The organism is Mucilaginibacter aquatilis, from assembly GCF_009755275.1.
In the GTDB taxonomy this organism is placed as follows: Bacteria; Bacteroidota; Bacteroidia; order Sphingobacteriales; family Sphingobacteriaceae; genus Mucilaginibacter; species Mucilaginibacter aquatilis.
The window spans coordinates 1-14,431 of the sequence record NZ_WQLA01000004.1 but is presented as its reverse complement, the minus strand read 5'-3'; the positions used below and the strand labels follow the sequence as shown (position 1 = coordinate 14,431).

The 14,431-nt window shown below is 41.8% G+C and carries 13 protein-coding genes; 11 read left to right on the top strand and 2 right to left on the bottom strand.

Translation table 11 applies throughout. The features are described 5' to 3' along the window. The first annotated feature begins 169 nt into the window (after positions 1-169). A complete protein-coding gene (locus GO816_RS11020; protein WP_157541985.1) occupies positions 170-2,182 on the top strand; it encodes a thioredoxin domain-containing protein in 2,013 nt (670 codons plus the stop codon). Positions 2,183-2,207: 25 nt separating this feature from the next. After that, positions 2,208-2,714, top strand: coding sequence for an FKBP-type peptidyl-prolyl cis-trans isomerase (locus GO816_RS11015; protein ID WP_157541984.1), 507 nt, complete (start codon positions 2,208-2,210; stop codon positions 2,712-2,714). 37 nt (positions 2,715-2,751) lie between these two features. On the opposite strand, the gene GO816_RS11010 is transcribed toward GO816_RS11015, so the two are convergent. Then, the gene (locus tag GO816_RS11010) at positions 2,752-3,447 is read right to left on the bottom strand and encodes a toxin-antitoxin system YwqK family antitoxin (protein ID WP_157541983.1); all 696 of its coding nucleotides are present in this window, start codon (positions 3,445-3,447) and stop codon (positions 2,752-2,754) included. Positions 3,448-3,741: 294 nt separating this feature from the next. On the opposite strand from GO816_RS11010, the gene GO816_RS11005 reads away from it, so the two are divergent. The 8 genes from GO816_RS11005 (at position 3,742) to porG (ending at position 12,145) form a co-directional block, all read left to right on the top strand. Then, complete coding sequence (locus tag GO816_RS11005; protein WP_157541982.1) at positions 3,742-4,563, top strand: hypothetical protein; 822 nt, start codon at positions 3,742-3,744, stop codon at positions 4,561-4,563. A 35-nt stretch (positions 4,564-4,598) separates the two neighbouring features. After that, complete coding sequence (locus GO816_RS11000) at positions 4,599-7,442, top strand: TonB-dependent receptor (protein WP_157541981.1); 2,844 nt, start codon at positions 4,599-4,601, stop codon at positions 7,440-7,442. A 159-nt stretch (positions 7,443-7,601) separates the two neighbouring features. After that, a complete protein-coding gene (locus GO816_RS10995) occupies positions 7,602-8,360 on the top strand; it encodes an SDR family NAD(P)-dependent oxidoreductase (RefSeq protein ID WP_157541980.1) in 759 nt (252 codons plus the stop codon). Between the two features lie 96 nt (positions 8,361-8,456). Further along, a complete protein-coding gene (locus GO816_RS10990; RefSeq protein ID WP_157541979.1) occupies positions 8,457-8,906 on the top strand; it encodes a GatB/YqeY domain-containing protein in 450 nt (149 codons plus the stop codon). A gap of 125 nt (positions 8,907-9,031) precedes the next feature. Further along, the gene (locus GO816_RS10985) at positions 9,032-9,799 is read left to right on the top strand and encodes an alpha/beta fold hydrolase (protein ID WP_157541978.1); all 768 of its coding nucleotides are present in this window, start codon (positions 9,032-9,034) and stop codon (positions 9,797-9,799) included. A 4-nt stretch (positions 9,800-9,803) separates the two neighbouring features. Next, positions 9,804-10,463, top strand: coding sequence for a CBS domain-containing protein (locus GO816_RS10980; protein WP_157541977.1), 660 nt, complete (start codon positions 9,804-9,806; stop codon positions 10,461-10,463). A gap of 9 nt (positions 10,464-10,472) precedes the next feature. Beyond that, positions 10,473-11,351 (top strand): NAD kinase, encoded by an 879-nt coding sequence (locus tag GO816_RS10975; protein ID WP_157541976.1) that lies wholly within the window; start codon positions 10,473-10,475, stop codon positions 11,349-11,351. Beyond that, complete coding sequence (porG, locus tag GO816_RS10970; RefSeq protein ID WP_157541975.1) at positions 11,324-12,145, top strand: type IX secretion system protein PorG; 822 nt, start codon at positions 11,324-11,326, stop codon at positions 12,143-12,145. The genes GO816_RS10975 and porG overlap by 28 nt, the downstream gene beginning before the upstream one ends. 136 nt (positions 12,146-12,281) lie before the next feature. On the opposite strand, the gene GO816_RS10965 is transcribed toward porG, so the two are convergent. After that, positions 12,282-12,704: a secondary thiamine-phosphate synthase enzyme YjbQ gene (locus GO816_RS10965; RefSeq protein WP_157541974.1), complete on the bottom strand. Its 423-nt coding sequence runs from the start codon at positions 12,702-12,704 to the stop codon at positions 12,282-12,284. Between the two features lie 145 nt (positions 12,705-12,849). Between GO816_RS10965 and GO816_RS10960 the strand changes: the two genes are divergently transcribed. Further along, positions 12,850-14,079, top strand: coding sequence for a GAF domain-containing sensor histidine kinase (locus GO816_RS10960; protein WP_198171496.1), 1,230 nt, complete (start codon positions 12,850-12,852; stop codon positions 14,077-14,079). Positions 14,080-14,431: the final 352 nt, after the last annotated feature.

The window sequence follows — 14,431 nt, the reverse complement described above, 5'->3', positions numbered from 1 at the left end:
CACCGAGTGACGTCATTTTAATTCGTGCCTATATGTAGCCGCTCTTGCAATTCTGATTTAAACATAATCCTGCAATCTAACATCCGAAATTCAAATCAGGAAAAACCTTTAGCTTAGCCCGCTGGTTTACATAAATCCGACATCAAACGTCCCAAATCCCGAAATCAAAATGAATCGTCTTGCCAATTCAGCATCACCATATTTACTGCAACACGCTAATAACCCCGTTGATTGGTACCCCTGGGGTACCGAGGCCTTGCAAAGGGCAAAAGATGAAAATAAGCTTATACTGGTAAGTATTGGTTATTCTGCGTGCCACTGGTGCCATGTTATGGAGCACGAAAGTTTTGAGGATGCTGAAGTTGCTGCCTTAATGAATGAGCATTTTGTATGTATTAAGGTAGATAGGGAAGAACGCCCTGATGTTGACCAAATATATATGAGTGCCGTACAACTCATGACCAACCGTGGAGGCTGGCCACTGAATTGTATTTGCCTGCCCGATCAGCGACCGATTTACGGCGGCACCTATTATCAAAAGCATGATTGGATGAACATACTCATGAGCCTGGCCGATTTTTATTACAACCGGCCCAATGAAGCCATTGAGTATGCGGTAAGGCTTACCGAGGGAATACAGCAATACGAAACTGTGAAGCTGATAACCGAGGAGCCGGAATACGACTTAAATGATTTACAGACCATTGTTGCCAACTGGAAAAAATACCTGGACGCGACAGAAGGGGGTATGGGCCGCGCACCTAAATTTCCGATGCCTAATAACTGGTTGTTTTTGATGCGCTATGCACACCATATTAAAGATGATAGCCTTGCCCAATTGGTTAAGCTCACTTTGCATAAAATGGCGTTTGGTGGTATTTATGATCATATTGGTGGTGGCTTTGCCAGGTATTCGGTTGATGGTCGCTGGCATGTGCCTCATTTTGAGAAAATGCTGTATGACAATGCGCAGCTTGTAGGTTTGTACGCTGAAGCTTACGCCTGGAGCAATAACGAGTTATATAAGGAAGTAGTTGAGCAAACCATTGCCTTTACCAAACGCGAATTAACATCACCCGATTACGGCTTTTATTCGGCACTTGATGCTGACAGCGAAGGAGTGGAGGGCAAGTTCTATACTTTTACAAAACCCGAAATTGAAGAAATTTTAGGTGACGATGCTGATCTGTTTTGTATCTACTACCACGTAGTTGATGACGGAAACTGGGAAGAGGAACATACTAACGTATTTTACCGTAAGGAGCAGGATGCCCTTTTAGCTAAAACGTTGGGCTTAACTACCGAAGAGCTACAAACGGCTATAGCTGCAGCAAAGCTTAAAGTATTTAAAGCGCGCGCCACCCGCGTTCGTCCGGGGTTGGATAATAAAATACTGGCATCATGGAACGGGTTAATGCTTAAAGGCCTGTGCGAGGCTTACCGGGTTTTTGATAAGGAGGCATATTTACAGTTAGCGTTAAATAATGCCAAATTCATTCGTCAAAACATGATTAATGCCGATGGCCGTTTAATACGTATTTGCAAAATAGATGCGCAAGACGAAAAAGCTGTAGCCTTTTTAGATGATTACGCCAATGTGATAGAAGCCTACCTTGCACTATATGAGGTAACCTTCGATTTTCAATGGTTGGCCGTGGCGCGTAACCTGGCCGATAAAGCCATTCAATTCTATCTTAATGATGTTGATGGTATGTTTTTTTACACTGCCGCCGATGATGAGGAACTGATAGCCCGCAAAAGTGAAATAATGGATGGCGTAATTTCTTCATCCAATTCAGTAATGGCACGTAACCTTAAACGGTTGGGTATGCTGTTTGAGGCAAGTAGATATGAAGAAATATCGGCGCAGTTGCTGTGCAATGTAATGCCTTTCATGGGTAAATACGGATCGTCGTATTCAAACTGGTGCTTGCTGTTGCTTGAAGAAATAAGTGGCTTATATGAAGTAGCCATTACAGGTAACGATGCTGATGATATGCGTGCCGAGATGGAACAATTTTACATTCCTGATAAAATTATGTTGGGCGGTAACGAGGAAAACTTACCTTTACTGCAAAACAGAACGGGAGAAGACACCCGCATTTTTGTTTGCAAAGACAAAACCTGCGGATTGCCGGCCCTGTCGGCGGCCGAAGCTGTAAAACAAATATGGCTTTCGTAGCTTTACATTATTAAACAATTATCCAATGAAAATTGAATCACAACACGTCGTATCGTTAACTTACGATTTGTATGTTAACCAGGAAGACGGACAAGAAGGCTTGGTTGAGAGCGCAACTCAGGAACAGCCATTAACATTTTTATATGGCGCCGGCCAAATGTTGCCACGTTTTGAAGAAAACCTGAGCACACTGTCAACAGGTGATAGTTTTGACTTTAAACTAAGCGCCGAAGACGCTTATGGCGAATATAATGATGAGGCGGTAGCCAACCTGCCTAAAGAAATGTTTGAAGGTGAAGGTGCGGAACTACCTGAAGTTGGTTCAATTTTACCTTTACAGGATAACCAGGGTAACCGTTTCCAAGGCCAGGTAGTATCAATTGCCGAAGATTCGGTTATTGTTGACCTTAACCACCCTATGGCAGGTCAGGAGTTGCACTTTAAAGGCGAAATTATTAACGTTCGTCCGGCAAATCCTGAAGAGTTGGCTCATGGCCATGCTCACGGACCTGACGGTCATCACCAGCACTAAAATAAAAGAGCCGCTTAATTTAAGCGGCTCTTTTATTTTATAACATCTCCAGCCGGTCGGCGCCGGTAAATCTGCAGGGAATTACCATTCTTACCGCTACACGTTCATTGTTGAGCGTTGCCGGTACAAATACTTTATCTTCATCACTCAAAAGCTTAATATTAAGATTTAGTAGTGCATCTTCTTGATACGGTACCGGCCTTGCAGGTTTAATGCGCACTTTGAATTCTGCGAGTCTCCCGTAAGGACTTATCAAAAGCTCCATGGTAACGGAAGCCATGTCATTACTTATGCTCCAATAGTCTTTGGGTAAGCGCACTAAATTTACGTAGTTCAAAAACCCATAGTAACTACCACCAACTCGTATTGGCCTTGTAAAACGAGGGTCGTTGTTCAGTGAGTCATCAACAATATACATTATACGTTGATTACTGTCTGGAGCAGCTTCGTAAATCAGGCTGTCCCTATCGTAATTATAACGTTGTGTAAGTTTGCCCTTCTTATCAAAAAATGTCCAGGTTGCTTTTTTTTGGTTATGGTCATATAAACCGGCGGCAATAAGCGTTTTTTTCAAGTAAGCTGCATACTGACCATTCAGAACAGAGTAATCAGATTTAAGCACGCGGTAGCGCTCGGTTACACCCGGAGTAAGCTTGCGGCTGCGCTCAACTGTTTCCTGTGCAAAAACATTTAATACAACAAAGGAAAATATGATTGTGTAGAATAGTTTCACTATTTAAAGTATTTGAGATGGTAGGATTGTTAGACCTGAGTTTTTAAATATAGTTTAGTTTCAAAAATAACAACACTATCAATAGCTTAGTTTGAGTCGTTATATTATTATGTAACATAATTGTGTTGTAACATAATGTATTGAATTTATTACGATATGCCTCATTATAATTTATAAAGCTGTACTAAATTTGTAGTTGTAACCATATAAACATCTACTGTAACATTTATACTTCACAATAAACCGTCGTCTGGCTTTGCAGTCGTACTTGCTATACATCAACAACCTTAAAATATGCAATTTAAAAACATAGTAGCGCCGCTTGTTGCCTTTTTATGCTATTCTGGTATTAACAACAGTTTGTATGCTCAAAACTCTGACATTTCATCAGGAGTTAAAGCACCGTTAACAGTAAAAGTTGACGGCAAGATAACTGAATGGGGAAATTTGCCTGCTTACAACAAAGCTACCACCGTGCGCTACACTTTGGCAAATGATGCTAACAATCTTTACCTGGTGCTTAACTGTACCGATAACCAAAACATTAATAAGCTTTTGGCCGGCGGATTAACTTTCACCATAAACAAAGACGGTAAAAAGAAGGAGAAAGATGCAGTACAAATTCAGTATCCGCTACAGGGCAAAAACGGTGGTGGCTTTAGGGGTATGCGTTTTGGTGGTCGAGGCACTAATATTAACGTTGATACCGCAGCACTGGTAAACTCGCGAAAACAAATGGTAGCTGCGGCTAAAGAAATAAGTGTTATAGGAATTAAACAAATTACTGATACGCTTATATCTATTTACAATACTGATGGCATTAAAACCGGTATAAACTTCGACTCCAAGGGTAACCTATTTTATGAGCTTGCCGTGCCGTTAAAGTTGCTTGAGTTAAGCGCCGGCAATGCTACCGAGTTAGCCTACAATTTAAAGCTGAATGGAATGCAGTTTGGCGGCAACCGTGAACGGGGTGAGGGCAGGCCCGGTGGCAATGGTGGCGGAAATTTCGGCGGTAACATTTCTATTAGTGGCGGCGGAGCTTTTGGCGATACAATGCTCGAATTGATGTCACCCACTGATTTTTGGGGAAAGTATAAGTTGGCTAAACCATAAGCTTATCTGTTATTTTGCATTTGAAACCTTATCACATGAAACATATACTACTTTTTATTTTCTTACTGCTGTGTACAGCTACGGTTTTTGCTCAGCTGCCGGCGCGGCAAGGTGGCAACAGCAAGCCCCCTTTACCCGTACGTGAGGTTAGCGGTATAGTTAAAGACAGCACCGATAATACCATCATTGGTGCAACCGTAAAGCTAAAAGCCGGCACCGATAGTTCAATTACCACAACCAACGCCGATGGTATCTTTGTTTTTAAAAACGTAAAGTCGGCTACGTTCGTTATAAGCATAACGAGTATAGGTTACAAACCTGTGGTTAAGCGCATGCTTAATAATGATGCCGTTGCACGCCTGGTGCTTGATCCTTTTGTTTTAGGTGTGCAGGCTAACCAGTTGGCGGCAGTTGAAGTTAAAGGACCAACCATAACTTACAAAACCGATACGGTTGAATACAGGGCCAGTGATTACAAAGTACGCCCCAATGCAACAGTAGATGAGTTGCTGAAGAAAATGGAAGGCATGGAGGTGGGCAGCGATGGTTCTGTTACGCACCAGGGACAACAGGTAACCAAAGCTAAACTTAATGGAAAAGACTACGCCGGAGGAGATTTGGCGCGGGCCATACAAACCTTAGGTGCTGATATAGTTGAGAAGATTCAGGTGGTTGATGACTACGGCGATCAGGCCGCCCGTACAGGCATCAAAGATGGCGACCCGCAAAAGATCCTAAACATCACCACCCGTGCCGACCGCTCGGTTGGTAATACAGCACGTATAAATGCAGGAGCCGGAAACAACGAGCGGTATGAAACCAATATTGACCTGAGGCGCATAAACGGCAATAAGGTGCTTAACGTTAGCGGAAATTTTCGCAATACTGTAAACGGTGTAGCCTCAAGTGGTATTGCCGGCGGCGCTGATGGCGGCCGTGGCATAGGTCAGGGTGGTGGTAATGCCGGTGGCGGTGGTGGCAGCGGTGGTACAACAACCTCGGGCAGCCCGTCAATTACATACCGCGATCAGTGGGGGAAAAAAATTGAAGTTAACTTAAATTATAGGTACAACTTTAATAACGTAAATTCAATCAATAACAGCTACGGTCAAACATACTATCAAAACAGGTTACCAGGTGGAGTTACATCGTCTGATACATTGATATTTACGCGCAACAGCGAATCGCAAAACAACAGCAAGAATCACAATTTTACATTCGAAATGGAGTATAGCATTGATAGTGCTAACTTTTTGCGGGTGACACCAAGCTTTTCGCTCAGCAATGCTGTTGCCAATAGCTTTTCAAACAGGTTTGATACAGGTTTACGTTTTCAGGATAACACCGGCAGGGGCATAAGTGATAACTCCACGCCTAATTACGGTGGTATTGTGTTTTACCAGCACATATTTAAAAAACCGCGCAGAAACGCATCTGTGCAATTAAGCTATACCCGCAGTAACCAGCAGCAAAGTACCGAAAACGATAACAACACGCTATTTAAAGATTCATTAGGAAATGTTACGCGTGATTTAAATACACACCGCTTAACAACCCGTGATAATTTAACACGCAACTTTCGTACAAGTATAACTTATGTTGAGCCTTTAAGCCCAAAATCGCAGTTGGAATTTAATGCTCAAATAAACAGGCGTGCTTATGATAACAACGCTTTGATTGACAGCATTACACCGGCCGGCAACCGTGTAGCATTAAGTAGCAACTTGAATAACATTTTTAATTATTCATTTACCGAAAGCCGTATGGCGTTAAACTACCGTTACAATCAAACCAAGTTCAACATGTCGTTTGGTGTTACAGCGGTGCCTACCAACCTTTCAGGTACTAATGTAAGTCGCGGTGGTATTGAAACTAGTCGTAATAATTTCTTTATTATTCCGATTGCACGTTTTGAGTATGCCTGGTCAAGGCAGCACAGGGCTTCAATAAATTACACAGGTGCCCCGCAGGAGCCAAGCTTTAATCAAATACAGCCAATTGTTGATTCATCAAACCGTTCAAACCCTATTGTTGGTAATCCAAACTTAAAGGTTGCGTTCAGGCATACTATAAATGCACGCTACAATAATTATTTGTCAAACTCCAGGTTTACCATTGGTGCCAACTTATATGGTACAAGCGTTCAAAATCAAATTACTACTAACAACGTAAGGATTATTGACCCGTTAGATCCGGAAAAGAAGGCGTTTATTAATCAAACCAATTACGTTAACATCAGCGGGTCATATAGCATTGGAGGTAATTACACCTTATCAAAGCAACTGGCCGACCGTAAATACAACCTCGCTTTAAATGGTAGTGTCAGCTATAACCATACGTTGGCTATGGTTGACAATTTACCCACCACCAGCAACGGATGGAGAATAAATCAAAGGTTTGGACCACGCATTAATCCTAACGAGTGGATGGAGGTAAATCCGTTTATTTCTTATGATTACACGACAACCTTCCTCATTGTATCAGACACCAAAACAACCAGCATACGCCGTACCGCACTTGCTATTGACGGTCGATTCTTTTTACTTAAAGAAGGCTCACTGACCATTGGTTATGATGCCAGCAAAAATTTTGTAAGCCAGCAAGGGTACAGCAGCAATCCGTTGGTGATAAATGCCTATCTAGAAAAGAACTTTTTAGCAAAACGCAACCTTACTTTCCGCTTGCAGGTGTTTGACTTATTAAAGCAAAACAACTTTACCAACCAGGTAATTAATGATAATGGTTTTACCAATACACTTTCAAATGCACTAAGCCGGTACTTTATGTTTAGCGTACGTACCAATCTGCAAAAATGGAGCGGAACGCCAATGCGTAACGGCAGGCCAATGCGCCGACGTGGCGATGGTAGCTTTTTTTAAACCATAGCAATCACCAAGTAATTTAAGCCGGAGACAAGGGAACATTCCTTATCTCCGGCTTTTAAGTTAAATAACATTATGTACAAGCTGTAAATATTTATTGTAGTTATACGGTGTTCGGGCTAAAAAACATAATTTCGCCCCTATAGTTTAATACCTATGGCTAAAATTGCATTAATAACAGGAGCTACCGCCGGTATTGGCGAGGCCTGTGCTCATCTGTTTGCCCGCGAAGGGTATGATTTGATCTTAACAGGTCGTAGGCAAGAAAGGCTGGATGCGCTTGCGCAGCAGCTCAACACAACCTACAACGTGCGTATAGCCGTTGCTGCGTTTGACGTTCGTAACCGCGAACAGGTTTTACATCATTTAGATACCCTGCCTGGTGATTTTAAGCAGGTAGATGTTCTCATTAACAACGCAGGCCTAAGCCAGGGGCTTGATCCTTTGCAAAACGGAAGCTATGATGATTGGGACACTATGATTGATACCAATTTAAAAGGCCTGCTGTATGTAAGCAAATTGGTAGCTAACTGGATGATTGGCAATAAAAAAGGGCACATCATTAATCTTGGTTCAATTGCTGGTAAAGACACCTATACAAACGGAAACGTGTATTGTGCAACTAAATCGGCAGTTGATGCGCTTAGCAAAGGCATGCGCATGGACTTACTGCAGCATGGTATCAAAGTAACCGCAATTCACCCCGGAGCCGTAGAAACCGAATTTTCGGAAGTGCGCTTTAAAGGTGATAAAGAGCGGGCTAAAAAGGTATACGAAGGTTTTACACCGCTTAGTGCACAGGACGTAGCTGAAACCATTTGGTACGTGGCATCGCGTCCGGCGCATGTAAATATTAATGATTTGGTGCTGATGCCTACCGCCCAGGCTACCGGAACTATGATACATCGTGCATAAGTGAATAATTAAGCAGTTGATTGATTGTGTTACTGTGATCAATTCTTAATCAGTTACTTAACTAAGCTAACTTATAACAATACAATTAAAAGAAAAATGTCACTCGAAACAACCATTAACCAGGATATAAAGCAAGCTATGCTTGCCAAAAACGAAGCTAAGCTGCGCGGATTGCGTGCAATTAAGTCGGCTCTTTTGTTAGCTAAAACCGAAAAAGGGGCCTCAGAAGATATAACTGAAGAGGTCGAAATTAAGGTACTGCAAAAGTTGGTGAAGCAACGTAAGGAATCGGCTGATATTTACCAGGCACAAAACCGTCCCGACTTATATCAGGTGGAAAAGGAAGAAATGGACGTCATTGAAGCTTACTTACCAAAGCAAATGAGCCGCGACGAAGTTGAAGCTTTTTTGAAAGATTTGATTAGCAGGGTAGGTGCTATCTCGGTCAAAGACATGGGTAAGGTAATGGGTGCTGCTAACAAGGAGCTTGCCGGCAAAGCCGATGGCAAAACAATATCTGAAGTGGTGAAACAATTGCTTGCTTAATTTAATTTGTTTAGTATTGAAGCAACGTTTCAAATTAAACTAACTTTACAACCTTGTTACCGCTGTTTAAAATATAAACAAGTTGGTCGTAACGAAAAACTACAGCTTATACTGCTCTGAATTGTATGAAATACGTGCTTAAAGAAGAAAAGGGATTTATTTATATTGACGAAGGGCAGGGCCCTGTGCTGTTATTGCTGCACGGTTTAATGGGCGGTTTAAGCAACTGGGAAGGTGTTATAGATGAGTTTAAGCATGATTACAGGGTAGTGATACCTATACTGCCAATATTTGATTTACCGCTGTTAACTACCGGTGTTAAAACGTTAACCAAGCATGTGCACCGCTTTGTAAAGCACATGAATTTGAACGACTTTGTACTGGTTGGTAATTCACTAGGTGGCCATGCCGGTTTAATATATTGCGTGCTGCATCCTGAGAGGGTTAAGTCGCTGGTTTTAACGGGCAGCTCCGGCTTATATGAAAATGCTTTTGGCGGGTCGTTTCCACGCCGCGAGAATTACGAATTTGTAAAGGAAAAAGTTGAATACACTTTCTACGATCCGGCTACTGCAACCAAAGATTTGGTTGACGAGGTGTTCATCCTGGTAAATGACCGCTCAAAGGTGGTTCGTTTGCTGGCTATGGCTAAATCGGCTATAAGGCATAACATGGCCAAGGAGTTAAACAAAATTACTATGCCGGTAGGATTAATTTGGGGACGCGACGATAAAATTACGCCCCCGGAAGTAGCGGTTGAATTTAACCAGTTACTACCTGATTCAAAATTATACTGGATTGATAAATGCGGCCACGCACCGATGATGGAACGCCCTGACGAGTTTAACAAAAAACTGAGGGAGTATTTAAACGAACTGAAACAAAAAGCTTAACATTATGCTTGCGATAGAGTTAGCTGCCAATACCATACCGCCGGTTACCACAACCGACAGCATTCAACTTGCCATTGACCGTATGGCCGAGTTTAAGGTTAGGCACCTGCCTGTTGTAAATGATCAATTGTTTATTGGCTTGCTGGCCGAAGCTGATATTACCGACCCTGACCATAGCCTGCCCATAAGTTCATTACAGCAGTTGCATGTGAATACATTTGTTTATGAAGATAAGCATGTGTATGATGCAGTGCGGATGTTTTATGAGCATAATTTAACTATTGTACCTGTGCTTGGGCCAAATAAAACGTACGATGGCGTAATAAACCAATATGCCATGAATGCTTATTTTGGTGAGATAACCGCCATAGCACAACCGGGCGGTATTATTGTGCTCGAAGTAAGTAACCGCGAGAATTCAATGTCGCAAATGGCACAGATTGTTGAGTCAGACAATGCGCAAATATTAAGCTCATACGCACGTAACTTTCCTGATTCCACCCGTATGGAGGTTACGCTTAAATTAAACAAAGCCGATATTTCTTCAATTAACGCTGCATTTTTGCGGTATGGCTATGACGTTAAAGCCACGTTCAATCATAACGACGATGATGATGATTCCATGAACCGGTATGAATCGTTCATGAATTATCTCAACATGTAATTACTATCCATGAGAATAGCAGTTTACGGCCGCCAGTTTAACGACACGGTTATACCTTATATTCAACAGGTATTTAATGTACTTGCACAGCATAATGTTGAAGTATACATTCACCCGCAACTGCAGGCAACGCTACAAGATCAAATTGATAATCTGAATTATCCTGTGCTTGATAGTACAAGTGAGCTAAAAGGTTTTATTGATGTATTCTTAACGCTTGGTGGCGATGGTACCATGCTTGACGTGGTTACGCTCATTCGCGACAGCGGTATACCTGTTATAGGTATAAACTTTGGCAGGCTTGGCTTTTTGGCTAGCGTAAATAAAGACGATATTGCCGCCGCTATTAATGCGGTAGTAAATCAGCAATTTACGTTAGACAGCCGCGAGCTGATTTGCATAAGTTCAGAAGCTGAGATTTTTGGAAAGGATAACTTTGCCCTTAACGATATTACCATTCACAAGCGTGATGACTCAGCCATGATTACCATGCATGCTTATTTGAACGGTGAGTTTCTCAACACTTACTGGGGCGATGGTATTATAATATCTACCTCTACTGGCTCCACAGCTTATTCATTAAGTTGCGGCGGACCAATCATTTACCCACAAAGCGACAGCATTGTGTTAACGCCGGTATCTCCTCACAATCTTAACGTAAGGCCAATTGTGCTGCCCGATAATATTACATTAACGTTTGAGGTTCAAACACGCAGCGCTAACTATTTAATAAGCTGCGACTCCCGTACGGCAGTAATTGATACCAGCATGAAGTTTGACATCCGTAAGGCAGGCTTTCGCTTAAATTTAATAAGGCTTAACAATGAAAGTTACCTGTCTACCCTGCGCAATAAATTATTATGGGGATTAGACGCCCGCAATTACTAAATTTGTTTATGCCGCGTTTGCTCACCATAATTCTGTTGTTTATCTGTTTTACAACAGCCCGGGCCCAAAAATGGGAGTTTGGTGTATTGGCAGGTGGCTCAGGGTATATGGGCGATTTAAATCAACGCAACCCTTTACAAGTTAGCGGTGTAGCTGCCGGCTTATTTGCCCGTTACAATTTTAGCGGTTATGCTGCAGCCCGATTAAGTATCACTAAAGCACAGATAGAAGGTGCAGATAGCACATCGCGCTTTAAACAACAACGCGACCGCAACCTGAGTTTTTTTACACCATTAACCGAGGTGGCTCTTATTGGTGAGTTAAACTTTATGGAATACCTTCCCGGTGCAGGCTATAATAGTTTTACGCCCTACATATTTTTAGGGTTGGCAAGTGCAAATTATAACCCTCAAGCAAATTACAATGGACAAAGCTACGAACTGCGTTCATTGCGCACTGAGCAGCAACGCGTACCTTATAAAAACAGTACCCTTGCCGTACCGTTTGGCGCGGGAGTGAAGTATAATATTCTTGGCAAGTTGAGTCTTACCGGCGAAGTAGGTTACCGCACCGCTTATACCGATCGCCTTGACGACGTAAGCGGCCTATATGCTCCAAAATCATCATTTACAGATCCTATTGCCCGTGCGCTAAGTGATCGCTCAGGAGAACGTAACGGTATTTATATAGGTGATGCAGGCACCCAAAGAGGCGATACCCGTAAGCATGATACTTACATGTTTTTTCAAATCAGCCTGTCTTATACATTCCTAAGTCAAAAGTGTTATTACTAATTGAGTAAGATGCTAAAATCGTTTAAGTGCTTTGTTTTCGCTTTTGAAGATCTATAAGTTTAAACTTGATTAATTTGGGCTATACCACGTTGTGAACCCTTTATATACCAATCAAGCACTAAACAGACATAGGCAATCATTCTCCCCAGGCTGTAATTAAAATATTCCTCGATCCGCCGTAATCCCGGTGCTCGCATAAATAGATACCTTGCCACGTTCCTAACGCTAATCTTCCATCACTTACCGGTATCATTACTGAATTGCCAAGCATGGCCGCCTTTAAGTGTGCCGGCATATCGTCCGGTCCCTCATCTTTGTGCAGGTAATCAGGGTCGTTTTCAGGGACAGCTTTATTAAAGAATGTTTCAAAATCATGCCTTACGGTTGGGTCGGCGTTTTCATTTATGGTTAACGATGCAGATGTATGTTGTATGAAAACCTGGCAAATGCCAGTGTGTATCTGCTTCAATTGCGGAAAATTCTGAATTACCTCTTTAGTAATTAAGTGAAAACCACGTTGTTTTGGTTGCAGACGGATGCTTTGCTGAAATATTTTCATATAGATAAAAGATGTTTATTAAGTATAGGGGATTTTATAACCGCATCAAAAAAATATTCCTTTAACTATAACATTTTTTTTAAGATTTAAGTAAAAGGTATTAATATTATTCCCCAATAATATTCCCCTATTAATTTAAAATATTATGATGCAAACTTCACTAGCTCCCGTACCAGCCAACGAAATGGACAGGTTGAAAGCCCTGGCCGATTTAGACCTTGATTATACCGCACTTAACGAAAATTTACAAAGTTTAAGTAAGCTTGCTGCTAAAGTAGCAGGTACCGAAATTTCAATGGTGAACCTGATTGATACCTACACGCAATGGACTGTATCAAACTATGGTCTTGATGTGGACCAGATGAGCAGGGAAGATTCTGTTTGCCAATATACAATTTTAGGAAATGATGGATTTGAGGTAAAGGACCTTTCAGAAGATGATCGTTTTAAAAATAAGTTCTACGTAACCAGCGATCCTAATTTACGTTACTACTACGGTGTTCCGCTTCGTGCTGATGATGGTATAAACTTAGGTGCTCTGTGCGTTCTTGATACCCAACTACATAACCTTACGCCCGAAAAGGTGGAGATGCTTAAAATAATTGCCGATGAGATTGTAAATAGGCTTAAAGCACTTAAGGTTATCGAAAGCATGCGCAACCATGTATCTGAAGTTACTGAAAATCAGCGCAGGGTAGCACATGATATACGCGGACCGTTAGGCGGCATTATTGGGCTGGCACGTATAATAAGCGAACAAGGTGACGAAAACACAATGGAAGAGGTGCTGGAATTTATTCATCTTATCCAAAAAAGCGGTCATTCGATTTTAGAGCTTGCTGATGAAATATTAAGCGTTAAATCAATCCAGGCAGCCAATGAAGTAAAACTTGCTTCAGACGAATTCAACCAGGTAACATTCAAAGAAAAATTACTCAAACTATACACCCCTCAAGCAATTAACAAAAAGGTAACGTTTAGTGTAAATACAAGTGCCGATACGCAAAACATCCCATTCTTTAAAAACAAGTTGCTGCAAATTGTAGGTAATCTAATTTCAAACGCCATTAAGTTTACGCCTGAGGGAGGATTTGTTAAAACGCATTTATCATTAGATAGTGTAAACGAAGGTCGTACGCTTCACATAAAAGTTGAGGATTCGGGAGTGGGTATCACGCCCGAACGGATACAGCAAATAATGAGTGGTAAAGGCGAATCAACAAACGGAACGCATGGTGAACAAGGATACGGGTTTGGACTTGCACTTGTTAAACACCTTATTGATAGTTTGAGTGGACAATTGCAGGTGATATCGAAAACAGGCAATGGCACTACGTTTACTGTAAGCTTGCCGCAACAGGCCTCAAAAAAATAGTATTTTAACTTTGATCGCCGTGTAAAGCTGCCCAGGCTTTGCACAAGTGCCTCTCCGGTATGGAGGGGCATTTTTGTTTTTAAGTTATACTAATTGATGTCATTGCATTAAAAAACATATTACCTGTGGAAGCACAATTCCCCATCAGCTGAGTAAAGTTGGGGAAAACTTAACCACAGGTTAACCGCTGTGCGGCTTACTTTGTGTTTTTGGCACGATGCAAAAAGTGTGTTTTTGTATATATCAGGGCTGTTTTTGCTTCGTTTGCTGTTTTTTAGCGGCTGCTGGTACAGCAGTTGCCTATTACTTATCAAACAACAACAAATTAAGAACACACCCTTTCCCCCTGATT

What these genes read in the sequence shown, in the direction of transcription:
- porG (WP_157541975.1), top strand. Translation starts at nt 11,324, where the DNA reads ATGGGGATTAGACGCCCGCAATTACTAAATTTGTTTATGCCGCGTTTG.
- GO816_RS10995 (WP_157541980.1), top strand. Translation starts at nt 7,602, where the DNA reads ATGGCTAAAATTGCATTAATAACAGGAGCTACCGCCGGTATTGGCGAG.
- GO816_RS10990 (WP_157541979.1), top strand. Translation starts at nt 8,457, where the DNA reads ATGTCACTCGAAACAACCATTAACCAGGATATAAAGCAAGCTATGCTT.
- GO816_RS11000 (WP_157541981.1), top strand. Translation starts at nt 4,599, where the DNA reads ATGAAACATATACTACTTTTTATTTTCTTACTGCTGTGTACAGCTACG.
- GO816_RS11015 (WP_157541984.1), top strand. Translation starts at nt 2,208, where the DNA reads ATGAAAATTGAATCACAACACGTCGTATCGTTAACTTACGATTTGTAT.
- GO816_RS10960 (WP_198171496.1), top strand. Translation starts at nt 12,850, where the DNA reads ATGATGCAAACTTCACTAGCTCCCGTACCAGCCAACGAAATGGACAGG.
- GO816_RS11020 (WP_157541985.1), top strand. Translation starts at nt 170, where the DNA reads ATGAATCGTCTTGCCAATTCAGCATCACCATATTTACTGCAACACGCT.
- GO816_RS11005 (WP_157541982.1), top strand. Translation starts at nt 3,742, where the DNA reads ATGCAATTTAAAAACATAGTAGCGCCGCTTGTTGCCTTTTTATGCTAT.
- GO816_RS10965 (WP_157541974.1), bottom strand. Translation starts at nt 12,704, where the DNA reads ATGAAAATATTTCAGCAAAGCATCCGTCTGCAACCAAAACAACGTGGT.
- GO816_RS10980 (WP_157541977.1), top strand. Translation starts at nt 9,804, where the DNA reads ATGCTTGCGATAGAGTTAGCTGCCAATACCATACCGCCGGTTACCACA.
- GO816_RS10975 (WP_157541976.1), top strand. Translation starts at nt 10,473, where the DNA reads ATGAGAATAGCAGTTTACGGCCGCCAGTTTAACGACACGGTTATACCT.
- GO816_RS10985 (WP_157541978.1), top strand. Translation starts at nt 9,032, where the DNA reads ATGAAATACGTGCTTAAAGAAGAAAAGGGATTTATTTATATTGACGAA.